Source organism: Paenibacillus lacisoli (assembly GCF_030580655.1).
GTDB lineage: Bacteria > Bacillota > Bacilli > Paenibacillales > Paenibacillaceae > Paenibacillus > Paenibacillus lacisoli.
This window is the reverse complement of the sequence record NZ_JAUQTB010000007.1, coordinates 1-22,725: the sequence shown is the minus strand read 5'-3', so window position 1 is coordinate 22,725 and position 22,725 is coordinate 1. Positions and strand designations below refer to the sequence as shown.

Below are 22,725 nucleotides of genomic sequence, written 5' to 3'. Positions count from 1 at the left end.
GGGGTATAATAGATAAAGATCTAACAGAGGGAAAGGACTAACTATACATGCCACTACACATTGTACTTGTAGAACCGGAGATTCCGGCTAACACCGGCAATATTGCCAGAACCTGTGCTGCGACAGGCATCCATCTTCATCTTGTAAGACCGCTCGGCTTCCGTACGGATGATGCCACATTGAAACGGGCCGGGCTTGATTACTGGTATGCCGTTCATATTGAATACCATGATTCTTTTGCTGAGGTACAGGAGAAGTATGCAGGCAGCCGCTTTTTCTTCACATCTACAAAGGCGACCCAGCGGTATACGGACTTTCAATATCAGGACGGGGACTTCTTCGTATTTGGCAAAGAGACCAAGGGACTGCCGCCTGAGCTGCTGGCCAGCAACGCAGAAACAGCGATCCGGATGCCGATGACGGATAAAGTACGTTCCATGAATCTGTCGAATTCAGCCGCTATTATTGTATTTGAAGCGTTACGGCAGTTGGATTTCCCGGATATGCAATAAGACAGCAGATTTCCCGTATCAAGGCGTGTGACAGGCCCCGGGAACTGCATCGAAAAGAGACATTCGACCGCAAACGACAACGACTATCATGTCCGTTGGGTTCCGAATGTCTCTTCTTCGTTATTTGGTGAAATAAAAAGTATTATAATTCTACAATAAAATTTCTTAAAGTCAGCAGGATTCGACAGGCTTGTATCGAATGTTATATTATAAATAGCCTAAAGGCTTATTTTGAGCAATTTGCATAAGGTCTAGTTAACTGCTTCCAATTTGTATAGGCAGGAATGAACCATGGTCCAGCCTTATATCTTATATCGGCATGCTGCAGTGATTTTGTGCAAAAAGCATAAAAGATTGATTATACAGGAGAGGTGTAAAGGATTTATGAAACCTGCTGGTGTTGTTCGTAAGGTGGATCAGCTGGGGAGAATTGTTCTGCCCAAGTCACTTCGTAAAAGATATCAAATGAATGAGGGAGATCCTGTCGAAATTCTGGTACAGGGCGATCACATCATTCTGGAGCGTTACCGTCCGAAGTGTGTGTTCTGCGGCTCGATGGAGGAAGTGAAGGAGTTTAAGGATCGTTATATTTGTGGAGAGTGCATGGAAGAGATGAGCGGCCTGGCTGTTCATCGTTAATAGTTCTAGGATAACCCAACAGGATGCGGTTGGACACTATATAGCGGGTTGACAGCAGGCAGGTTCCGAATGGATCCGATCTGCTGCACACAAAAAAGGGAGGCCTTGCCGGTAAGAATGGCAGGCTTCCCCTTTTTATTTAAAGAATAAGAAATGAGTGGGCACCGGACGAAGCTGTCCATCCGAAGGTTTGTTGACGACCCGCCCATTCAGGATGAGCGAGGAAGAACCGCCGCCGTCCAGATTGTAGGCATCCTGCACACCCAGGTTGAACATCTTGTTCTGCAGCTCCTGCAGGGTGGCGCCAGAGCTTCCCCTCTCGTTATATCCGTCTACAACGATGACCAGCAGCTGATCATCCTTGTAATTGCCGATGACAGTACGAGGAGCACGCTTCGGCGAAATCTGCCATTTATACGGAATCGGTGTCCGTTGCCCGTCCTTCAGCAGGACGGGAACAAAGGTTGCTCCGAATGTCGGGTTCAGCTGGTCCAGCGAAGACTGGTTAAAAAATTTACCGCCAATCAGTTTACCCGAAGAACTCAGACCGACAAAGCTGAGGTCCTTGAAGCTGGACTGGAAGCCTGTCAGATAATGGCCGTTCATCACGGTTGTACTGAGCGGGTAACGTTTGCCCCCGCCGTCAGCGAAGCCGCCGGCATTAATTCCGGCTACGGCTCCATGCCGCAGAACGGCCTTCATCGTGGTCTCCGAGGTACCCAGGGTGTCGCCGCCCAGCGCCATTTTCATCGCCGAGGGATCTTTCAGCTTGATCTTCATCGCATATCCCTGGTAGACACCGGGATTCAGCTTGTACAGCTCGATCGTAATCCGGCTGCTGTCGACCCGCTCATAAGGGTAGCCCAGCTTGGCCGTAATCCGGCGGTTATAGATGATCTCCGGACGCGTTGCCTGCTGGCTGACATTCTGATAAATGGCAGACATGGTCTGCGTAGTGCGCTGATAGAGTTCACCAGTATGGCGTATAGAAGAGATGGTATACTTAGCCATCTCTTCTGCACGATCCAGCTGGCTGCTGACATTATGGGTCAGAGCAGTCACTTCCTCCGAAGGCACATAGCTGGCAGCGGAGTCGTTCAGCTTAAGAGGCTGCTGGATCAGTAGAAGACACAGAATTAAACCTATAAAAGGAGCAGTCGCAAGCATAAATAGCCGGTTCATTTGTTTGGCTTGAAGCTTCATTTCAAGAGCTCCATCTTCTTCTGAAGAATATCCAGCTGCTGCTTCACTTCATTAAGCTGGGTATACAGCTTGTTGCTGTTATCGGTCTTATTGCTTGCGTTGTCCTTCGTAAACGTCAGAAGCTCATTAAACGACTGTACCTTCCCCTGTAATCCTTCAATTTGCTGGGAGAGGGCCTTTAGCTGCTTTTCGTAATCGGCTTTAAGGGCAGCTATCTGCTGATTGGTCTGTGATTGCACCTCTTGAAGCATTTCCTGTTTCAGATGATTGCTATATAAATAGGTAGCAAAGACGCCCAAGCCGATCAGAATCACCCAAAAAATCAAAAAAAGCCTGACAGAAGAACCGTTCTTATTCGTGCTTCGGCGAACATAAGGAGTGGAGGAAGGGTCCGTAGATGGTGGCATTTGTTTCCCTCCTGGATCGATTTTATTTTTTTCAGTCCTCATTCTATCATGGTGCCAACCTTTTCGCAAAAATGAATAGATTTACAATGTACGACAAAAATAGATTGCTTCAAATCAAAGAACAGCGATACAATCAACAGAGGAGCTGGACCGTTTGCGCGTCCCCATTGCCAGTTTCGTATCTCTATGAAACGAGTATAGCTTTTATTTTGTAATGATTAGGACGATGGACGCATTGGAAATAGCGGAAAAATGGAAGTTTTTTTCGTAAATAGGCTGTGCGAATCACTTTCTTGTCGAAGGGACTTGAACAGCGGGAGGATTATGCCGATATTAAATATATGGAAGAACAATGAAGGCCTTTTCCAGGGGGATGCCGGTATGCGTTTATTTGCTGCAAGGTCCGGTATGGGGAAGGTGCGGCTGTATTATTGACTTCTTCGAATCGGGGCTGCTTACTAGGTTAAGCGCTTCACGCAGGAACGGATGATATTTAGTACAGGGGGAGTTAGTATGAACGATATGTGGCAGGTGGTCATCATTGATATTCACCCGACCAGTATGCTTGGTTCCAAATTAATACTTGAAGAACAGCAGGATCTGGTTGTGAAGGGAATGGGTTCGACCGCTGCGGAGGGACTGGAGCTTGTAAGAGCTTACCAGCCGGAATTAATTATGATGGATTACAAGCTGCCGGATGCGAGTGCCGAGAATGTAATCACAGATATGATCCGGGTATCGCCCGAAAGCCATATTTTAATTATGACCGATGAGGATAATGCGGGGCTGTTTCAGCAGCTGCTGGCGGCAGGTGCAAGCGGCTCCATGTCCAAGCAGGCGTCACCGATGCAGCTGATGCATATGATCCGCGGTCTGCGTCAAGGCATGTTATCCGTACCCATGGACTGGATGCGGGGCGGACAGTGGCCGTTTACTCCGATCCTGGACGAGAAATTTGCTGAGCTGACAGAAACAGAAATTTTTATAATGGAGCGTATCGTTCAGGGAATTACATATGATAAAATTGCGATTGAGCTGGCGGTGAGCCGGCGTTCAATTGATAACTACCTGCGTAAAATTTATGCTAAGCTGGGTGTAGCGAGCCGTGCACAAGCCATCGAGAAATATGCGCTCTATGCTCGTCAGCAGAAGCAGATCTACGCATAAGAACCCAGGAACAACATAGAGAAAGAACACGGGATATACAGTGGATAGGAGGAGTCGATGAATTGAAGTATTCGTTCGCTTCACGTACCGCAAGTCTGCTGTCCTCTCCGATGCGCCTCATTCGGGAGAACGCCGTAAGAGATTCGTTTATCTCTTTGGCCGAGGAGCTTCCGGCGGAAGAGCTGTTTCCGATCAAGCTGCTGAAGGAGAGCGTCCATACGGTGTTCAAGGCCGGCCCGGAGGCTCTTCAATACGGGGAGTATGAAGGATACCGGCCGCTTCGGGAGTGGCTGGCCGCCGAGTGGGAGCAGCGCAAGTATATCACGGTCCATACTGAACATATTTTATTAACGACAGGCAGTCAGCAGGCGATTGACCTGGTCATTCGTCTGCTTGTAAATCCGGGTGACACGGTACTGGTGGAGAACCCGACCTCACCCGGATGCCTGCAGGTGCTTGGAGCTCAAGGGGCTCGGGTTGTCGGGCTGCCCAGTGACAAGGACGGGGTGCTTCTGGAGGCCTTAAAGGCGGGCATCCAGTCTGAGCATCCGAAGCTGTTCTTCGCCGCACCGAGCTTCTCTAATCCGACAGGAAGCTTATGGAGTGCAGAGCGCCGGAAGGAAGTTCTGGAGCTCTGCCGCCAGGCTGGAGTCCTGATTGTCGAAGACGACTCCTATGGGGATCTTCATTTTGGCAGAAGGTCAAAGAATGACTTTACCAAGGATTATCCTTCCCTGTTCTCTCTGGATGGAGCGGGACAAGGCGGTAGTGTGCTCTACATTGGCTCCTTCAGCAAGACCGTCGCTCCTGCACTCCGGATCGGATGGGCAGCCGGTCCTTCAGAGCTGATCCGGGCCATGTCCTCCCTGAAACAGATGGCGGATATGCAGTCCAGTACATTGAACCAGCGTCTGCTGTACCAGCTGCTGGTCGAATCAGGTTTTGATTTTCACAACCATCTGGCCCTCCTGAACCGCGAGTATGAGACCCGGCTGAAGCTGATGCTGGAGCTGCTGAAACGTCCTGCCTGGCAGGACGCAAGCTATATCATGCCTCAGGGAGGTATGTACCTGTGGGTAGAGCTGCCCGGAGCGCTGGACAGCCTTGCGCTGTTGAAGGCTGCGCTGCCAAAGGGTGTAGCTTTTCTTCCAGGACCGCTCTGTACAGCTGGAGCAGGAGGGGAACATTTCATTCGGCTGAATTTCAGTCACCCTGGCCGGGATGAATTGTTGATGGGAATGAACCTGATCGGGGAGTCTATTGGGGAATTTACAGCCCGCAGTTAAGGCGGGTACAGATTGAAGACCAAAAAGCAGAGATTCAGGATCTCTGCTTTTTGCTGTCTATGTCTTCCAGTACATTAGCGTAGTCCTGCAGGGATTGAACACCCTGTTCCGTCAGCCTGTAGCGTCCCCGTCGGACACGGCTGAACCATCCGTACACATCCCGGTAGAGGATAGTTCCTGCACTGCCAATGCCGGTGGCTCGTCCAAGCTGGGCCGGAGCGGCTTCACCGGCTTCATGCAGGGCTGCGGCCAGCAGCAGTGCTTTCTGGCGGTAAGCTGTCATCAGTTTGCGGCCCGTGCTGCCTCCAACATTATAATCACCTGTCCGGGCCTCGAATTCGGCCAGCAGCCGTTCCTGCTTACGTGTCCGGCGAGAACGGCCAGCGGTACGTTTCGCATCAGCAGATTCAGGTTCGCAAAGGACCTCCACGAAGGGCGTCTTGGTCTTATAGAAGGTGACTGTGATCAGCCCGAGACCGAGCCGGACGCACAGCTCCCGCAGTTCACCCCAGCGCTGATTGACCGCACCGCGCTTGGTGCGATTGCGTTCGACAGCCACATACACCTGGTCGCTCAGCTTCTGACGGGCGGCCCCCTGAAGCAGCAGTGCCAGATTAAAGGTTTTCTTCATCTCTACAATTAAAGGGCGTTCCTGTCCCGGAAGCATGCCCACGAGATCGCAGCCCCGGACCTCACCCTTGATTTGATAACCCTGCTGTTCAAAATGCTGCTTGATCGGAGCATACAGCTCCGTTTCATGTTTGACCGCCATCTGATCCACTCCTAACGCAGACTTTCAACTTATCATTATAGCACAGCCTGTCCGGGGTGAAGGGAGTTTTACCCTGATGACATAGCTCTTTATGACTTGTTGAGGCAAAAAAAGAATGAAGGCCTGCCTTGAAAAAATAGGTCAAGAAGTCTGCGCGGGCGCATAGGTATGTATTACACTTTTTTTATGAATGGGTTGCAAGGGACCCTTAACTATTCGGAGTGGAGGCAATTACTAGCGGAGCCATGGGGAGGTACCGAGGATGAACATTTTCGAACGCGTAGCGGAATACCGGGCAGAGAACGATCGTTTGGCATGGAGCGGCACATTTAGAGATTATATCGACCTGTTGAAAAAGGATCCGACACCTGCAATGACAGCCCATGCCCGTGTGTATGAGATGATCAAGTCGTTTGGCGTAGAGGAGCAGGGAGGCCACAAGCGTTACAAGTTTTTTGAACAGGAAATCTTCGGACTTGATCATCCGCTGGAGAAGCTGGTGGAAGAGTATTTCCATTCGGCGGCACGCAGACTCGATGTTCGTAAACGTATTTTGCTGCTGATGGGTCCCGTGAGCGGCGGTAAATCAACACTGGTGACGCTGCTGAAAAGGGGCCTGGAACAGTTCTCTCGCACGGAAAAAGGGGCTATTTATGCCATTGAAGGCTGCCCGATGCACGAAGAGCCGCTTCATCTGATTCCGCTGGAGCTGCGGGCTGATGTGGAGAAGGAGCTGGGGGTAAGAATTGAAGGAAATCTCTGCCCGTCCTGTGCCATGCGCCTCAAAACGGAATACGGCGGCGATCTGGAGAAAGTGCGTGTCGAGCGGGTGTTCATATCGGAGGATAACCGTATAGGTATCGGTACCTTCAGCCCGTCTGATCCGAAATCACAGGACATCGCCGACCTGACGGGAAGCATCGATTTCTCCACAATCACCGAATTCGGTTCGGAATCCGATCCGCGTGCCTACCGGTTTGACGGTGAATTAAATAAAGCCAACCGGGGGCTGATGGAGTTTCAGGAGATGCTGAAGTGCGATGAGAAGTTTCTATGGAATCTGCTTTCGCTGACTCAAGAGGGCAACTTCAAGGCCGGCCGTTTTGCCCTGATCAGCGCAGATGAACTGATTGTTGCCCATACGAATGAATCGGAATATAAGGCTTTTATTGCGAACAAGAAAAATGAAGCGCTGCAGTCCCGGATGATCGTCATGCCGGTGCCATACAACCTGAAAGTGTCTGAAGAGGAGAAGATTTACGTCAAGCTGATTCAGCAGAGTGATATGAAGCATGTGCATATCGCCCCGCACGCGCTTCGTACTGCAGCTATTTTCTCAATTCTGACCCGCCTCAAGGAAAGTAAAAAGCAGGGTATGGACCTGGTCAAGAAGATGAGAATGTACGATGGCGAAGAGGTTGAGGGTTACAAAGACTCTGACCTGAAAGAAATGCAGGTAGAATATCTGGAGGAAGGCATGAGCGGGATCGATCCGCGTTATGTGATCAACCGTATTTCCAGCGCGCTGATCAAGCAGAACCTGCAGAGCATTAATGCGCTTGACATTCTCCGCGCCATCAAGGACGGCCTGGATCAGCATGCTTCGATTACGAAGGAAGAACGTGAACGCTACCTGAACTTTATTTCAATAGCCCGCAAGGAATACGATGAGCTGGCGAAGAAGGAAGTACAGAAGGCTTTTGTTTATTCTTTTGAAGAGTCGGCTAAGACGCTGTTTGAGAACTATCTGGATAACATTGAAGCCTTTTGCAACTGGGCCAAAATCCGTGACCCCCTCACGGATGAGGAAATGGATCCGGATGAGCGCCTGATGCGTTCGATCGAAGAGCAGATTGGAGTCTCGGAGAATGCGAAGAAGGCTTTCCGCGAGGAGATCCTGATCCGTATCTCGGCGTATTCCCGCAAGGGACGCAAATTCGAATACAACAACCATGACCGGCTGCGGGAAGCCATCGAGAAGAAGCTCTTCTCCGATTTGAAGGATATTGTCAAAATCACCACTTCGACCAAGACGCCGGATGCAACACAGCTCAAGCGCATGAATGAAGTAACAAAAAGACTGATTGAAGAGCACGGATACACCGCACAAAGTGCCAATGATTTGCTTCGTTATGTGGGAAGCCTGCTGAACAGATAACGTAAGATGGAGCCGCATTTTACAATCCCTTCTATATATAGAAGGGATTTTTTTATATTCTTTATAAATTAAGCGCTTCCATGATATAGACGATATGAGTTTGATCGTTCATAATGTAAAAAGCTAAATTTTAGTAAAATCAATTACAGGTAATTATCGAGAGGTGCGTCATCATGATCAATCTGACAGAGAACAGAAAGAAACAGGTTGAGTATATTGGAATTACAGAACGGGAGCTCGGCATATTGTCCGGTCAGCAGGAGCTGTTCAGCCAGGTGGTCGATGAAGTGGTTGACCGCTTCTATGACCACATTGAGCAGCGTCCGGAGCTGATGCAGCTAATGACCCGCTTCTCGAACATCGATCGATTGAAGCAGACGCAGCGCAGCTACTGGCTGTCACTTGCACAGGGAGTCATCGATCAAGCTTTCATTGAACAGCGGATCAAGATTGGACAGGTTCATTCCCGTATTGGTCTCACCACTGATTATTACCTTGGAACCTACATGGTGTATCTGGATATTGCGGCTGACATCTTCCGGCGTCTTCTGCCGGAGCAGTGGTACATTGTCATTCATGCGCTGTCCAAGATGTTCAATCTGGATTCACAGCTTGTACTTGAAGCTTACGAAGAGCAGGAAAAAGGCAAGGTGCAGATGCTTGCGGATGAACAGCAGCGGCTGCTGATCTCGGTGACCCAGGGGGCGCAGGATCTGACCCGTATGATTGTGGAGCTCAATACGAATGCACAATCTATCGCCGTTACGGCACGAACGACAGCCGCTTCCCAGGAGAAGGCCCAGAGCCTGATTCATGAATTGGGTCAGGAGGTCCGGCAGATTGAGAGTATGAGCGGCATGATCCGTGAACTGTCAGATCAGACCCATCTGCTTGGCCTTAATGCAGCGATAGAGGCGGCGAGAGCCGGAGAAGCCGGTCGGGGCTTTGATATTGTCGCCCAGGAGGTCCGGAAGCTGGCGGCAGATTCGCGCAAGGCCCAGCAGCATATCCAGCAGAAGCTTGCTGCAATTCTCCCGAAGCTGGGCAGTGTGCAGACGGAGGCGAACGAGACATCCGAGAATGCACGTAAGCAGGCGTCCAGCTCGGAGGAGCTGGTTGCCTTTGTACGCATGGTGGAGCAGGTGGCAGCAGACCTGAACTCGATTCATACAGCGGAGTAAGCGCCGGAGCAGCGGGCGGGAGGTTGAACTCCTGTCCGCTTTTCGTGCAATCTCCTAATAAGAAGCTTATATCTAAACCATTGTATTTAAGCTATAATACGTTGAGCGATGCATTGTACGCAGGTTGACTAGCCCTTTGTCTGCCGCCGCCCACGGTACACACAATGCGGAATACATACCATTAATTCAGGTAAACGTCGAACAATCGTTTGACCAAGTAGTAATCATAGAGGTGATTTGCATGGCTTCCATTCATGATGTTGCCAAACATGCAGGGGTGTCGGTAGCGACCGTGTCCAAGGTAATCAACAATTATCCTGATGTCAGTGACAAGACCCGCAAAAAAGTTAACAAAGCGATCGATCACCTGCGCTATCAGCCCAATGTGGTAGCCAGAGGATTGGTCAAACGGAGATCATGGACGGTAGGCGTTCTGTTGACCGTACCATTCACCAACCCCTTCGTCTCCGAGCTGCTGGAAGGCATTAAGACAGCACTGGAGAACAGCGGTTATGATCTGGTCCGTCTCTCTACGCGGTTTGATGATCCTAACTATTCCTTTCTGAAGCACTGCCGCAGCCGCAACGTGGATGGTGTGGTCGTATTCGGTGTAGATAAAGACAATCGCGGTGTAGATGAGCTCATTCATTCCGATCTGCCTACCATGTTTGTCGATACCGATCAGGTTGGGAAACGTGCGGGTTACATAACTACAGATAATCATAATGCAATCAGGATGGCTGTCAGTCATTTGAGTGAGCTGGGTCACCGTAAAATTGCTTATATCTCCGGTACGCTGGGCCCGTCTATGGCCAATCTGCGTCTGGAAGGCTACCGTGCGGGCATCCGGGAAAGTGGTCTGGAGTATAATCCGTCATATATGGAAGTGTGTGACTACTCCTTCGACGGCGGCAGCCAGGCGGCACGCAAACTGCTGGAATTGCCGAATCCGCCGACAGGAATCATATGTGCTTCTGATATGTCTGCTTTTGGAGCCATCCAGGAGATTGAAAGGCACGGTTTGTCGGTTCCGGAAGATATCTCGGTCATTGGGTTTGATAATACGTATTATGCTCAGGTGTTTAAGCCTGGCCTGACGACAGTCAACCAGAATATATTCAATATCGGTGTCCGTTCGATTGAGTTTCTGATTGCCATGGTTGAGAATGCGGAGTATTCTCCGCCGGTCATTATGGAACCGTCCCATTTGGTGATACGCCATACGACGGCCAAGGTTCAGACGGTATAAGCAGCATGAGGCACAGTGATAACTGTGCCTTTTTGCTTGTATGCGAAGCTGGCAGGCGGATAAACCGGGCGCTTTTCTAAGCCCAGAGAATCAGATTCGTTGAATCGGAGTATGACAAATCACGAATGTAGACAGATCGACTTAAGATGCTCAGGAATGGTATATTGTGGATTGTGTTTATTCAAGAGGGGTAAATTCAGATTAGAATGTTAGATTTTAGGTTATTTACCTCATAGGCAAACCAACTTAGCAAGCAAGGAGAGGTCATCGAGATGAGAGAGAAAAAATGGTTAAACGTATTGCTTCTGGTATCACTGGTTGTCATGATTGCGGGATGCGGTTCATCCAAAGATAAAGCGGAACCTGCAGCAGCCAGTACGGATACCAGCTCGGCCCAACAAGCGGATCAGAAATCTGCAGAAGAGAAGAAACCGGCCGATGAGGGAAACAAGCTGGTATCCTCGGACGGCAGTGTCGAGCTGATTGCCCCTGAAGGCTGGAAAGTAACCAACATTCTGAAAGATCAGCTGATGTTTGTTGTAGCCAGTCCGAAAGCTGAGAAAATGTTTTATGTGGATGCACAGGCCAAAAAGGATTTTACCTCTGACATCACTCTGGAGAGCTATCACAAGACCATTCTGGATAACATCGAAATTCAGTCCAGTGATCTAAAACGCTCGGAGCCTAACAAAACAACGGTTGTCTCCCAGCCTGCACTCGAAAGCGAATTAACCGGTGAGGTAAATGGACAAAAGGCCCAATATATGATTTCCACCTTCGAGAAGGGCAGCAATTACTATCAGACCGGTTATGTGGTTCAAGGCGAGAAGGATGCTGATGACGATACGACGTATAAGCAGATCATGGATTCCTTGAACATTGTCAAGGACAGCACACCCGTCACACCTGATTCGGACGGCAGCCTGTTCAAGCGGACACTGAAGAGTGATGATGGTGTCCTCAGCATTAAAGTTCCGTCGAATTGGAAGCAGGAAACCAAGCTGAATGAAGAAGCCGACATCCAGGCTTCCTACACGAAGGGTGAAGATTATCTGATGGTCCTCAGCGAGCTCAAATCCGACATCGGTGAAGAATATACGATGGATGATTATTATAGCGTCATTAAGGACCAGATGCTCAATTCCGTACAGAATGCAAAGGTTGAGGAAGTGGGACAGGTCGAGGTCAACGGGATGAAAGGGAAGCAGTTCTCGCTGAGCGGAAGTGTGGACAGCATCAAAATGTCTTATCTCGTTACGGTCGTCGAGTCCAAGCAGCGGTATAATCAGATTATTTTCTGGACCCTGCAGAACAAATATATTGAAAGCAAGAAAGAGTACCAGGGAATTCTGCAATCTTTCAGCGATAATAGTAAATAAGGATGCTTAAATGTAGAAACAGAAGAGCCGGAGGCTGATGCCTTCGGCTCTTCTTTATTGGGTCATTTGTGTTTCTACGCAGGAGGTTTGTCGAAAATTGAGTACATGGACAGATATCCATTTTTCGGACATTAATGGTATATTATGATCCGAATGTATTGGTATGGGAGGTGTCAGATGCTATTAAGAAGAGCAGTTGCAGGTTTTTTATTATTCATTCTTTCATGGGCTTTGTTTGGCTGTAGCAGCGGTATCCATAGTGTAGAGCATATACAGACTGTAGGCGAAAAAGGTAATGATGCAGAAGCCGCCTTCGAGAGACTGGACAGCAAATTATTCATTAGTGACAATGGAGAGATCAAATTGACAGCAACCGATCAGTGGAAGGTTCGTGAGCTGGATCATCTTACCGACAGTGTCATTGACATCTATAACTCTAATGAAGGATTAAAGGTATTTGTTATTGCTAATCCAGAAGACACTTACACGTCGAGGATTTCTTTAGATACTTACCACGAGTTATCAGTCGAGAAGCTGGCGGGCTCCACCAAAGGTGCGGAAGTATCCAAGCCATACCCAAACTCGCTGCTTCCGGTTCCCGCTCTCTTTAGTCAAGTTAAGGGTGTAAAAACGGACGGGTTTGTCACTAGTTTTATCAACGGAGGAACCTACTATAATATTATTTTCATGTCACAATATTCATTGAATCATAAAGAGGAACAGACCTACAGAGAGATCATGAAATCGATTCAAATTGTTGACAAGAAGGAATCCCAACTGACTGCCGCGGATGCTGAGGGGGGGATGCGGGTACGTGAGGAGACACAAGACGGAGAAACCTTTCATCAATTAACGCACGAGCAAGAAGGTGTTACAATTCAACTGCCTCTGAAGTGGAGAACGGAATACAAGTTTAATGATGATGCGTTATTACATGGTACTAATATACAGGATAAGGAGTTCATGATGGTCTACAGTGATGTGACCGGAGAACCGTTGGTTTCGTTAAATACATATTATCGTAATGTTCTACAGTTGATGTTGGAACAGCAGCTGGAGGACATGGAGCTGGTGAGTGAGGAAGATATAAAGTTAAACGGAAATGAAGGGAAAGAATTCATTATTAGCGGGTTTATAAAAGGAGGGTTGAAGAAATACAAGACTACTTATTCGGTTTTTGTGACTCACAGGAATGGAAGGTATTATGTACTGAAATTCTGGGCTTCGGATTTAAACCCAGGAAATCATCAAGAGCATTATAATCAGATTAAGAAAAGTTTTAGAATCGTAGACGTACCGGATAGACCAGATACAGCTAATTTAGAAAACGGTTTTGCCACACAGACCTAGACCTTACATAGCGACGACGGAATAATCAGTATGAAGGTGCCACGAAACTGGAAGCAGGAGACCAAGATGAATAAAGATACGGCATTGCTGGTTTTCAACAAAAAAATGAGGAGTACGCCGAAGTAATTAGTGAATTGAAATCAGACATCGGTAAATACGTGACGCTGGAGATTAACACGAGTTTATCAAGGAGAACCTGTTAGATTCTTTGACTGGGGCAGAGGTAGAAGAGGTTGGAGAGAAAACAGGTTGCCGTGAACGGCATCATGGATGGGCACCATATCGCCTATCTGGTTACGGTGTTGGAGTCCGGCCAAGTTTAAGGAAATGGTGCAGTCGTTTTCTGAAAAGAGGGAGTAAAAGCATATCTTATACACAATAAATAGCCGGGGCAGAGCCCCGGCTATTTACTATTTGGCTTGCAGATTGATCGCGTAGCTGTTCAGTTTCCGGCTCATCTGTTCAATATCCCCAATGAAGGAGGACACTTGCTCAGAAGAATCGGCTTGGCTGTTGCCCACCTCGACGACCTTCTCAATCGACACGACCAGTTCATCCATAGTCTTACGCATGTTATGCAGCGTCTGCTGAATACGGTCCGCGGAAGCAATGGTTTCGTGAGACAGCTTGCGGATCTCGCTCGCAACGACACCAAACCCGCTTCCCATATCGCCTGCCCTGGCTGCTTCAATAGCAGCATTAAGGCCAAGAAGGTGGGTCTGATCAGCGATGCCTTTAATGAACGTAATGACTTCATGGGTGTCGTTCATCTGCAGGGATGCCTGACGGGAGATGTCCAGCAGGTTGCCGGAGATGTGAGCAAGCCCCTCGGCACCTTCGGCAACTTGTGAGACACCTTGATTGGCCTGGGAAATGGATTCTACGATTTGTTCGGATATTTGTAACAGCTCTTTTTCATTATGACCCTGATTCTGAGCGGCAAGGGCGCCAATCGTTACTCCCTCATTCAGAATCGGGACAGCCAGGCCATGAAAGGCAATGCCAAAAAATTGCTCAGGCACCTGCTCGTTAATGATGACCTGGTCGTGAATACAGCGGTACAGCGGTTCCTCAGAATGAATCGGGGTTCCGGCTTTGGCTCCGACATCAATTCTGCTGCCCGGATAATAGGCAAGCCACTTGGATGTGTCCGTAATACCCAGGGATACATCTGGCAGCAGTGTATGCAGCAAGGGTAACAATTGTAGAAAAGATTCCAGGATAGGATGCGGCGGTGCCGCTTGATTTAATGGATCTGCGCTGACTTGTGACATGTAGGGTACCCCTTATTAGCTGAATTTTATTTTTCTTGATCATAAGGGATATTTGGTTTATTATGCAACAAATTTAATAAACTTTCACAACGTATTACTGCATGAATTTCCGGTGCAGTTTTTTGCCGTCATAACTGAACATGACCTTCTTCTCTTCCACCGTCGTAATGAGATGAACACCCTTGCCCCATAAGCGGTATACATAAGGAAGTGTTCGCTCCATATACTTCAAATCCAGCTCGATGCCTTCATACTGGTGCTGGAGCACAAGCTCACCGGTCCGGTTGTAGTCGCCATCCTGGACGACAAGATATGGAGAGCCGCCGTTCACCCGGGAGTAAATCAGCTCATCGCGAATATTTTCCCATGACTTATCCGTGATTTTCCAGTCCTGGCCCTGCTTTTGAAAGACATACAGGTCTAGATCTTCCGTCAGCTGTTTGGTCATATAGTTGCGGATAAAGGAGAGATCCGAATCGAATTCCCGCACTTCGAACATTTTGGCCCTGCCCTGGTTGGGCTTACGCCCGAGCCGTTCCTGCTCCTCGCGGGTTGGGTGGTCCCAGCGGCGTTCGATATCCTCGAAGATCTTGAGGCCGAGGTAATAAGGGTTCAGGCTTTGACGTGAGGGCTGCACGACCGATGCATTCAGCATGGCAAATTCCACGGTTTCTTCACTTGTAAGGTCCAGCTCGCGTATAATGCGTTGATGCCAATAGGAGGCCCAGCCTTCGTTCATGATCTTGGTCTCCATCTGCGGCCAGAAGTACAGCATTTCATCCCGCAGCATGGTCATGATGTCTCGCTGCCAATCCTCCAGAATTTCCGAGAATTCCTGAATAAACCAGACGATATCCTTTTCCGGCTCCGGTGGAAACCGGCGGTACATGCTGCTGCCGTCCGACTCGTCCTCCGGCGTGTTGTTCCGCTCATCCAGTGACCACAGGTCGTCATATTCCCCGCTTTTGATCGGCTTCGGCTTGGCTTTCTGCTGCTTGATTTTCATTTCCATGTAACGCTGTTTGTCCAGCCGCCGCGGTTTGATCAGCTGAGGGTCTACATGCTCCTGAATGCCAAGCACGGCATCGATGAACGATTCGACGGCTTCCGTACCGTGCTCCAGCTCATAACTTGCAATCCGGTCCGCGGTTGCCGACATGCTCTCGACCATATTGCGGTTGGAGGCTGAGAAGCGTGCGTTATTTTTGAAAAAATCACAGTGGGCCAGCACGTGCGCGACAATCAGCTTGTTCTGAATGAGGGAGTTACCGTCCAGCAGGAACGCGTAGCAGGGATTCGAGTTAATCACGAGTTCGTAGATTTTGCTGAGTCCGAAGTCATACTGCATCTTCATTTTTTGGAACGTTTTCCCGAAGCTCCAGTGGCTGAAGCGGGTCGGCATGCCATAAGCGCCAAAGGTATAGATAATATCAGCAGGGCAGATTTCATAACGCATAGGATAGTAATCCAGACCGAAGCCATCGGCGATCTCCATAATTTCGCTGATCGCATATTCCAGCTGCTTCATTTCATCGCTCATGACACGACATCCCCCTCCGGCTGGCGGAAAAAGGTGCGCAGCGCCTTGTAAACCTCGCCTTTCTCCTTAATGACATAGTACATAAAATGATCCATTTTAATATTTTTATAAGCGGACATCAGCGTACTGCTGCGGTTATACTGATTCACTTCGCCGTAGCCGAACATATTGCTTCGTTTGAGCAGCTCTCCGATCAGCCGGACACAGCGTTCATTATCTGAGGTCAGATTGTCACCGTCCGAGAAGTGGAAGGGGTAGATATTGTAACTGGATGGAGGATACCGGGTATCAATGACTTCGAGGGCTTTTTGGTAGACGGAGGAACAGATTGTGCCGCCGCTCTCGCCGCGGGTGAAAAATTCTTCTTCGCTCACTTCCTTGGCCTCGGTATGGTGGGCTAGGAACACGATTTCGACCTTCTCATATTGTCTGCGCAGGAAGCGGGTCATCCAGAAAAAAAAGCTGCGGGCACAGTATTTTTCAAAAGATCCCATAGAACCGGACGTGTCCATCATAGCCAAAATGACCGCATTGGATTGGGGGATCATCTTGTCTTCCCAGGTTTTGTAACGAAGATCGTCCGGACTGATATGATGAATGCCCGGTGAACCGGAAGTGGCATTGCGGCGGAGATTCTCCAGAATCGTCCGTTTTTTGTCAATGTTGGACTGCATACCTTTCTTGCGGATGTCATTAAACACGACGGTATGTGTCTCAATCTGATCTTTGTCCTTCTGCTTCAGGTGCGGGAGCTGCATACCCTCGAACAGCATATCCTCCAGTTCATCGATGCGCACCTCTGTTTCGACAATGTCGTAACCTGGCTGATCGCCGGCTTTTTCACCCTTGCCGGGCTTGGCTGCCGCAGGATCTCTGCCAATGACGTCGCCGACCTGACTGTCACCGTCGCCTTGGCCCACATGCTTTTGCTTTTGATAATTGTATACAAAACGATATTCATCCAGACTGCGGACAGGGATTTTGATGATCTGCTTGCCATCCGACATGATAATGTTCTCTTCCGTAATAAGATCAGGCAGGTTTTGCTTGATCATTTCCTTTACTTTCTGCTGGTGACGCTGTTGGTCCTGGTACCCTTTACGATGAAGCGACCAATCTTCGCGGGACAAAATAAACGAGCTGGAGTGGCGTGGATCCGGCATGTGAGGCACCTCCCTTTTGGAATACGCGGCACAGTTTGGCCTGTTGTAAAGTAAGTATATTCACGGCTCAGTATGTTATGTGAAGGGTGTTGCGGATTTCGGCGACTTTTCCGGGAAAGACAGGCTCTCATACCAGAGTGAATTATTTTAATATACGCTTTTGTCAATATAACTTTTGATTCATGGTGATCCGATATATGAACTAGTAGTGTCTCTTTACGAAATAAATGCAATATCGAAAGTCCTACAATAAAACACATTACTATTAAAGGTCGGGGATCGTCATGAATCGTTTGGATGAGATTATTTGGAGAAGAAACAAGTTGATTATGATACTCATGTGGGTGATTTCGGCCGTGGGAATCGGCTTGGCTTTTATGATACCGCAGCTTTGGATCAGTAACATCGTCTCCATTGTGTTTAACAGCTGGGTAACTTATTGTGTCATTCGCCGAAAACATACACAGCTTTTACCATGGCTGATTACAGCCCTGCTGATTGCTGTGATTGTATATCTGAGTATAGACTCAGCCAACCTAATTCTGGGTCTGGTCGTAGGGTCCATGCTCCTGTTTTATCCTAGGCGGATTTTCTTTGCCATCGGTTTCGGGGTAACGGTAGTGGTCGATGCTGTCCAAATGTTCATTTTGTCACCAGACCCCACGCCTGAAGGTATGATCGGAAATGCCATTAATCTGGGGATGTTCATCATTGCAGGTGCCGCGCTCATGGTTGTCTCTCATCTAAATTACAAGCTCTACCTGGAAAGCGAACGGCGCTGGTCGGAAGTGGAGCAGTCCAAGCGGCAGGTAGAGTCCATGTTCGAGCGCGTTCAGGAGGCTGCTGCCGGGCTTGGCAGCTATACGGAGCAGATGAAACGTAAGGTGACAAATACAGGGACAATTACGTCAGAAGTTACCATGGGGTTCATGGAGGTTGCCAAGGGAGTTGAATTTCAGGCGAGCAGCGTGTCTGAGATATCCGAATCTCTATCCGTATCAGATCTGCATATCAGAGAAGTAGCTGCTAACTCCAAGGAGATGAAGGAGCTGTCAAGCACGATGGCTTCTGTAACTGAAGTCGGCAGTTCCAGCATGGATCATTTGAATTCCCGCATGTCCGAATTGTATGAGGTCATCTTGAACATGGCCAAGGAGATGCAGGACTTTAACCGGGAGAGCGAGTCAATGACCACGATTCTGAACGGAATCTCCGCGATCTCGAAGCAGACAAATCTACTGGCGCTCAATGCCGCTATTGAATCTGCGCGTGCCGGCGAACACGGACGGGGATTTGCAGTGGTAGCCGGAGAGGTCCGCAAGCTGGCCGAACATTCAGGGCAATCCGCACAGGAAATTTCAGATATTTTGTTGCGTTTGCAGCGCAGAACCTTATCTTTGACGGAACGGTTTGAAGGTGTGCGCGAATCTCTGGCAGAAGGCCGGGCTGCAGTTCAGACGGCGGATGAAGTATTCCGTACCATTAATGCCAACACACAGCAGGTACTGAACCAGGCTTCCGAGATTGAGAACAGCTCGGTAACGATGGAGGAGTCTTCGCGGAAAGTAGTCGGCGAGGTGACTGAAATCTCCGGTGTGACGGAACAATCAAGTGCAGCAGCAGAGCAGATTCTCGCAAGCATGGAAGAGCAGCATAACATAACGAAAGAAATGGTGGACAGCTTCAGTGAGCTGGAGCAGCTTATTCTCAGTCTGAACGACCTTGTGTTTAACCATAGCGGGGCAAATGCAGAACTGGAGCAGAAAGCGATGGCTGCCGCGGTGGTTATGCAGAAGAAGGATCAAGGCGACCATTTAGCAGCCGTCTCTTCGGATATGCCGGTCTCAGCTTAAGGTATTATAGCTGAATGGACGCTTTTGACTTGCTTTTGAACCTGTCTCTACGGTATACCCGTAGGGACAGGTTTTTTTGTTATATGGTATTAATGATTAGGGTATGAGGGGGCACGTTCGATGCTTGAAATTATGTTTAATCCGGATGGGTATGTGGTGACAGACGGAACGCGGCAACTGCAGCTGCTGCCGAAGGAATATGCTCTGCTGCAGTTTCTGTACTTTCATCGAAACCAGGCGTTTACCCGGACGCAGCTTCTGGAACAGGTATGGCCGCTCGAATATCCGGTAGACCGTACGGTAGATGACCATATTTACCGGCTGCGCAAGAAGCTGGGTTCCTGGCCCGGCATCGCCATTAATACCGTGCGTGGTTATGGCTACATTCTGACAGTGTCGGTGAGCAGAGAAGAAATCAAATGGGCCAATCCTTCTACACAGGACAAGCAGATGGAACAGGCGATTGCTGAGATGCTGAGCCGCTACCACTTATTCGGCCAAGGTCATTCCATGCAGGCACTGCTTGCTCAGCAGGAGGTACTCGGAGTTCGGGTAGATAATTTTTATAGAATATATATCCGATTTATTCGTGGGGATTCGGACCCATGCCAACGTGGAGAAAGACAAGTTACCGGTTTTGTCATGCCTGTAGCCATTATGGAGATGTATGTTCATTTATGGACGGGGATATGGCGGAAGCCGAGAAGACTTCAATTCAGGTAGAGCAATTGCTTCAGGATATGCCTTATTTGCGGGAGATTGGAAGATATTGAGTTGTGAACAGGCTTCTGCTTTTGAGTCAAGGGCAGTATGAAAGCGGGGCTGCTTCTATTGATGAAGGGCTGCAGGTGCTCGCGCAGGTCCGCTCCTGGGAGAATTGCTGCTCGCTGTTTTATCTCCCCAGGTGTAGATTTTGCTCAATGCAGGGGCCAAGCTGGCTTCGGCAGATTCGTCCTGATCAGGAAACCCTGCTCGGCTGGCTCATCTCCGCGATTGGAGTGGGTTCTGTGCTTATGATAGCCGTATTGAACTGCTTTAAGTCTCTGAGCCCGGAAAAAGGTCTGGGAGGGGAATGTATTTATATTGGTGCCGGTATGGGTCTATTGGGCTGTACTCAGGCAGGGTCAGCGGTCTGGCCGATATTATTTCTGGGAGGATCCATCGGTATCGGCAACGGACTATACATGGTGACCTACAATTACATGCTGCAGACGGAGACGCCTTTACATCTGACGGGTCGTGTCTTTAGTATTCAGAATATGATGATGAGCTGTGTTATGCTGATTGCCCCGTTATTGGGGGGGGCTGCTGATTTCCCACTTTGGAGCAAGCGTCGTGTTCTGGCAGGCGGGGCTGGTCATTGGAGGAATTGGACTGGCAGGCCTTTTCTATGGTCGCAGGATGTGGCCAGAAGTAAATCGGTATAACCAGACCGAAAGGAAAAAGCAGCTGGGAGTCACGACGGACAATGGTGCGTAAACGAAGTATAATGTAGATAAGTATTTATATTGATGGATTTAAGGAGAGATTGGATGTCTTTCATATTGTTCAAAAACGCTAAATTTGCTCACCCGGCTTCACATCCAGGAGATGCCGTATTGGTGGAAGATGGTGTCATTCGTGCTGTCGGGCATGCATCTGACCTCACTTTACAGCTTGCGGGAAAAGAAGTTCAAACCATCGATTGGCAAGGACAGTATGTACTGCCGGGATTGGTAGATTCACATATGCATCTTGCAATGCATGGAATGAAGCTGGATATGTTGGACTTTACCGAGGCGGCCTCCAAGGAGGAAATGCTTCAAATGATCCGCAATCGGGCGGCAGTTACACCGCCTGGGGAGTGGATTCTCGGATTGAATTGGAACGAGAATAACTTTAGTCCATCGGCTGCCCCGCATAGGACTGAACTGGATGAAGCTGCAGGCGACCACCCGCTGTACCTGACCCGGACCTGCTTCCATGCCTTTCTTGGCAACTCGGAAGCTTTCCGCAGGGCGGGGGTTGCGGCGTCAACGCCAGATCCTGAATCAGGTGCCTTCGGACGAGACGAAGACGGCGATCTGAACGGGTGGATATATGAAGAAGCTTCGGCGGCTTTTGCGAAGGTGCAGCCCGAACCAGATTATGCAGTCAAAAAAGCAGCAGTCCGCCGGGGTATTCTGGATGCGCTGCGCTTGGGACTTACAGCCGTGCATACGGAGGATCTTAGATTGCTGGGGAGTGCCGATACGATGCTGCGGATACACCGCGAGCTGAGAGAGGAAGGCTTGGTATTCCGTACTCATCAGCTCATGTTCCATACTTTCCTGGATGAGATGAAGGAATTGGGGATCCTGCCTAACCAGGGAGATGAGTGGATTCGGATTGGTGCAGTCAAAATGTTCTCAGACGGCGCTCTCGGAGGTCGAACAGCTCTTTTGCGCGAACCTTATAGTGACGCACCGGAGACCAGCGGCATGGCTATTCAGACACAGGAACACTTGAATGAGATGGTCTCGAGAGCAAGAGCACTCGGATATCCTGTTGCTGTTCATGCGATTGGCGATCTGGCGGCGGACATGACCTTAACGGCGATGGAGACCCATAGGCTGCAAGATCATTCTGTGCTCCCTGATCGTCTTATCCATGGGCAAATTGTCCATGCTGATTCGGTTGCCCGGATGAAGCAGCTCCATCTTGCGGCAGATATACAGCCCCGTTTTGTAGCGAGTGATTTTCCATGGGTTCTGGATCGGGTTGGACGACGGACGGATTATTTGTATGCCTGGAAAAAGCTAATTGACTCCGGTGTGGATTGTGCTGGCGGCAGTGATGCTCCGATTGAACCGCTGGATCCGTTCCTTGGCCTGCACGCCGCAGTAACTCGTCGGAGACCAGAAGAAATACACGAAGGCTACCTACCGGAAGAAAAGCTCAGCATTAAAGAAGCGGTGGATCTCTTTACCCAAGGAAGCGCCAAAGCGGCGGGGGAATCCAATCGAGGTGAGATAAAAGAAGGTATGGCTGCAGACTTTACGGTAGTGGACCGCGATATTTTTGATTCTCCTGAATCACTGCTGCAAACCCAGGTAAGAATGACAATAGTGAATGGCCAGGTTGGCTACAGTTCAATGTAGTGTAAAAGGGAGACCTGCGCGGCTTAATCCAGCGCTGCTTGGATGGGTGCGCGGGTCTTTGATGTAAGAACATAGATTTAGTATAGGGACACAAATTTAAAGTGGTAAAATTTATAACTTGTGAAGAGCTGCTGAACGTGGTAAATTATAAATCCGCCCGATAAACGAGTGTGGATAAGTTAAAGCAGTGAAGAAAATAATCGAAAAAAAGATGTTGACGAACTGCTTGGTAACATGGTATGATATAAAAGTTGTCACCGAGAAACACTGACGACGAATGGAATGCTTGATCTTTGAAAACTGAACAACGAGTGAGTATCACTGTTGCGCAAGTAACAGCAAACAATGAGATTTATATCTCGTCAGATTCAAAATGAGCTTATCGCTCTTTTCAATACTTTATTGGAGAGTTTGATCCTGGCTCAGGACGAACGCTGGCGGCGTGCCTAATACATGCAAGTCGAGCGGGGTTT

The 22,725-nt window shown here is 49.0% G+C and carries 19 protein-coding genes and 1 rRNA gene; 14 read left to right on the top strand and 6 right to left on the bottom strand.

Going from position 1 to position 22,725, the window contains the following annotated elements:
• The first annotated feature begins 47 nt into the window (after positions 1-47).
• On the top strand, positions 48-512 hold the full coding sequence (gene trmL, locus Q5741_RS13225) for a tRNA (uridine(34)/cytosine(34)/5-carboxymethylaminomethyluridine(34)-2'-O)-methyltransferase TrmL (protein WP_305024569.1): 465 nt from the start codon (positions 48-50) through the stop codon (positions 510-512).
• Positions 513-896: 384 nt separating this feature from the next.
• Positions 897-1,151, top strand: a complete 255-nt coding sequence (locus Q5741_RS13220; RefSeq protein ID WP_305024568.1) for an AbrB/MazE/SpoVT family DNA-binding domain-containing protein — start codon at positions 897-899, stop codon at positions 1,149-1,151.
• A gap of 135 nt (positions 1,152-1,286) precedes the next feature.
• Here the strand turns inward: Q5741_RS13220 and Q5741_RS13215 are convergent, their stop codons facing one another.
• Positions 1,287-2,354, bottom strand: a complete 1,068-nt coding sequence (locus tag Q5741_RS13215) for a phosphodiester glycosidase family protein (RefSeq protein ID WP_305024567.1) — start codon at positions 2,352-2,354, stop codon at positions 1,287-1,289.
• Positions 2,351-2,761 (bottom strand): coiled-coil domain-containing protein, encoded by a 411-nt coding sequence (locus Q5741_RS13210; protein WP_305024566.1) that lies wholly within the window; start codon positions 2,759-2,761, stop codon positions 2,351-2,353. Before Q5741_RS13210 ends, Q5741_RS13215 begins: the two co-directional genes overlap by 4 nt.
• A 513-nt stretch (positions 2,762-3,274) precedes the next feature.
• Here Q5741_RS13210 and Q5741_RS13205 point away from each other — a divergent pair.
• Both Q5741_RS13205 and Q5741_RS13200 read left to right on the top strand, forming a co-directional pair.
• Positions 3,275-3,928 carry a response regulator transcription factor gene (locus Q5741_RS13205; RefSeq protein ID WP_305024565.1) on the top strand — a complete coding sequence of 218 codons (654 nt, stop codon included), beginning with the start codon at positions 3,275-3,277 and terminating at the stop codon, positions 3,926-3,928.
• A 62-nt stretch (positions 3,929-3,990) separates the two neighbouring features.
• On the top strand, positions 3,991-5,214 hold the full coding sequence (locus tag Q5741_RS13200; RefSeq protein WP_305024564.1) for an aminotransferase-like domain-containing protein: 1,224 nt from the start codon (positions 3,991-3,993) through the stop codon (positions 5,212-5,214).
• Positions 5,215-5,248: 34 nt separating this feature from the next.
• Here Q5741_RS13200 and Q5741_RS13195 read toward each other — a convergent pair whose 3' ends face one another.
• A complete protein-coding gene (locus Q5741_RS13195; RefSeq protein WP_305024563.1) occupies positions 5,249-5,986 on the bottom strand; it encodes a DUF2161 family putative PD-(D/E)XK-type phosphodiesterase in 738 nt (245 codons plus the stop codon).
• Between the two features lie 262 nt (positions 5,987-6,248).
• On the opposite strand from Q5741_RS13195, the gene Q5741_RS13190 reads away from it, so the two are divergent.
• From Q5741_RS13190 to Q5741_RS13170, 5 genes are all read left to right on the top strand, one after another.
• On the top strand, positions 6,249-8,144 hold the full coding sequence (locus Q5741_RS13190) for a PrkA family serine protein kinase (protein WP_305024562.1): 1,896 nt from the start codon (positions 6,249-6,251) through the stop codon (positions 8,142-8,144).
• A gap of 173 nt (positions 8,145-8,317) precedes the next feature.
• A complete protein-coding gene (locus Q5741_RS13185; RefSeq protein WP_305024561.1) occupies positions 8,318-9,325 on the top strand; it encodes a globin-coupled sensor protein in 1,008 nt (335 codons plus the stop codon).
• A 241-nt stretch (positions 9,326-9,566) separates the two neighbouring features.
• A complete protein-coding gene (locus Q5741_RS13180; protein WP_305024560.1) occupies positions 9,567-10,574 on the top strand; it encodes a LacI family DNA-binding transcriptional regulator in 1,008 nt (335 codons plus the stop codon).
• 272 nt (positions 10,575-10,846) lie between these two features.
• Positions 10,847-11,953 carry a hypothetical protein gene (locus Q5741_RS13175; protein ID WP_305024559.1) on the top strand — a complete coding sequence of 369 codons (1,107 nt, stop codon included), beginning with the start codon at positions 10,847-10,849 and terminating at the stop codon, positions 11,951-11,953.
• 177 nt (positions 11,954-12,130) lie between these two features.
• Positions 12,131-13,303, top strand: a complete 1,173-nt coding sequence (locus Q5741_RS13170; protein ID WP_305024558.1) for a hypothetical protein — start codon at positions 12,131-12,133, stop codon at positions 13,301-13,303.
• A gap of 410 nt (positions 13,304-13,713) precedes the next feature.
• Here the strand turns inward: Q5741_RS13170 and Q5741_RS13165 are convergent, their stop codons facing one another.
• From Q5741_RS13165 to yhbH, 3 genes are all read right to left on the bottom strand, one after another.
• Positions 13,714-14,577 carry a methyl-accepting chemotaxis protein gene (locus tag Q5741_RS13165; protein WP_305024557.1) on the bottom strand — a complete coding sequence of 288 codons (864 nt, stop codon included), beginning with the start codon at positions 14,575-14,577 and terminating at the stop codon, positions 13,714-13,716.
• A gap of 94 nt (positions 14,578-14,671) precedes the next feature.
• Positions 14,672-16,117 (bottom strand): SpoVR family protein, encoded by a 1,446-nt coding sequence (locus tag Q5741_RS13160; RefSeq protein WP_305024556.1) that lies wholly within the window; start codon positions 16,115-16,117, stop codon positions 14,672-14,674.
• Positions 16,114-17,280 carry a sporulation protein YhbH gene (gene yhbH, locus Q5741_RS13155; RefSeq protein WP_305024555.1) on the bottom strand — a complete coding sequence of 389 codons (1,167 nt, stop codon included), beginning with the start codon at positions 17,278-17,280 and terminating at the stop codon, positions 16,114-16,116. Before yhbH ends, Q5741_RS13160 begins: the two co-directional genes overlap by 4 nt.
• Positions 17,281-17,564: 284 nt before the next feature.
• On the opposite strand from yhbH, the gene Q5741_RS13150 reads away from it, so the two are divergent.
• From Q5741_RS13150 to Q5741_RS13130, 5 genes are all read left to right on the top strand, one after another.
• A complete protein-coding gene (locus tag Q5741_RS13150) occupies positions 17,565-19,133 on the top strand; it encodes a methyl-accepting chemotaxis protein (protein ID WP_305024554.1) in 1,569 nt (522 codons plus the stop codon).
• 120 nt (positions 19,134-19,253) lie between these two features.
• A complete protein-coding gene (locus Q5741_RS13145; protein ID WP_305024553.1) occupies positions 19,254-19,856 on the top strand; it encodes a winged helix-turn-helix domain-containing protein in 603 nt (200 codons plus the stop codon).
• A gap of 197 nt (positions 19,857-20,053) precedes the next feature.
• Positions 20,054-20,560, top strand: coding sequence for an MFS transporter (locus Q5741_RS13140; RefSeq protein ID WP_305024552.1), 507 nt, complete (start codon positions 20,054-20,056; stop codon positions 20,558-20,560).
• 105 nt (positions 20,561-20,665) lie between these two features.
• Positions 20,666-22,252, top strand: coding sequence for an amidohydrolase (locus tag Q5741_RS13135; protein ID WP_305024551.1), 1,587 nt, complete (start codon positions 20,666-20,668; stop codon positions 22,250-22,252).
• Between the two features lie 399 nt (positions 22,253-22,651).
• A 16S ribosomal RNA gene (locus tag Q5741_RS13130) occupies positions 22,652-22,725 on the top strand; the annotation flags it as partial.

Bases quoted from the DNA above. Each gene is read 5' to 3' on its own strand.
- Q5741_RS13170 (WP_305024558.1), top strand. From the start codon at position 12,131: ATGCTATTAAGAAGAGCAGTTGCAGGTTTTTTATTATTCATTCTTTCA.
- Q5741_RS13215 (WP_305024567.1), bottom strand. From the start codon at position 2,354: ATGAAGCTTCAAGCCAAACAAATGAACCGGCTATTTATGCTTGCGACT.
- Q5741_RS13160 (WP_305024556.1), bottom strand. From the start codon at position 16,117: ATGAGCGATGAAATGAAGCAGCTGGAATATGCGATCAGCGAAATTATG.
- Q5741_RS13205 (WP_305024565.1), top strand. From the start codon at position 3,275: ATGAACGATATGTGGCAGGTGGTCATCATTGATATTCACCCGACCAGT.
- Q5741_RS13210 (WP_305024566.1), bottom strand. From the start codon at position 2,761: ATGCCACCATCTACGGACCCTTCCTCCACTCCTTATGTTCGCCGAAGC.
- Q5741_RS13180 (WP_305024560.1), top strand. From the start codon at position 9,567: ATGGCTTCCATTCATGATGTTGCCAAACATGCAGGGGTGTCGGTAGCG.
- trmL (WP_305024569.1), top strand. From the start codon at position 48: ATGCCACTACACATTGTACTTGTAGAACCGGAGATTCCGGCTAACACC.
- Q5741_RS13135 (WP_305024551.1), top strand. From the start codon at position 20,666: ATGTCTTTCATATTGTTCAAAAACGCTAAATTTGCTCACCCGGCTTCA.
- yhbH (WP_305024555.1), bottom strand. From the start codon at position 17,280: ATGCCGGATCCACGCCACTCCAGCTCGTTTATTTTGTCCCGCGAAGAT.
- Q5741_RS13190 (WP_305024562.1), top strand. From the start codon at position 6,249: ATGAACATTTTCGAACGCGTAGCGGAATACCGGGCAGAGAACGATCGT.
- Q5741_RS13165 (WP_305024557.1), bottom strand. From the start codon at position 14,577: ATGTCACAAGTCAGCGCAGATCCATTAAATCAAGCGGCACCGCCGCAT.
- Q5741_RS13145 (WP_305024553.1), top strand. From the start codon at position 19,254: ATGCTTGAAATTATGTTTAATCCGGATGGGTATGTGGTGACAGACGGA.
- Q5741_RS13195 (WP_305024563.1), bottom strand. From the start codon at position 5,986: ATGGCGGTCAAACATGAAACGGAGCTGTATGCTCCGATCAAGCAGCAT.
- Q5741_RS13175 (WP_305024559.1), top strand. From the start codon at position 10,847: ATGAGAGAGAAAAAATGGTTAAACGTATTGCTTCTGGTATCACTGGTT.
- Q5741_RS13220 (WP_305024568.1), top strand. From the start codon at position 897: ATGAAACCTGCTGGTGTTGTTCGTAAGGTGGATCAGCTGGGGAGAATT.
- Q5741_RS13185 (WP_305024561.1), top strand. From the start codon at position 8,318: ATGATCAATCTGACAGAGAACAGAAAGAAACAGGTTGAGTATATTGGA.
- Q5741_RS13150 (WP_305024554.1), top strand. From the start codon at position 17,565: ATGAATCGTTTGGATGAGATTATTTGGAGAAGAAACAAGTTGATTATG.
- Q5741_RS13140 (WP_305024552.1), top strand. From the start codon at position 20,054: ATGCAGGGGCCAAGCTGGCTTCGGCAGATTCGTCCTGATCAGGAAACC.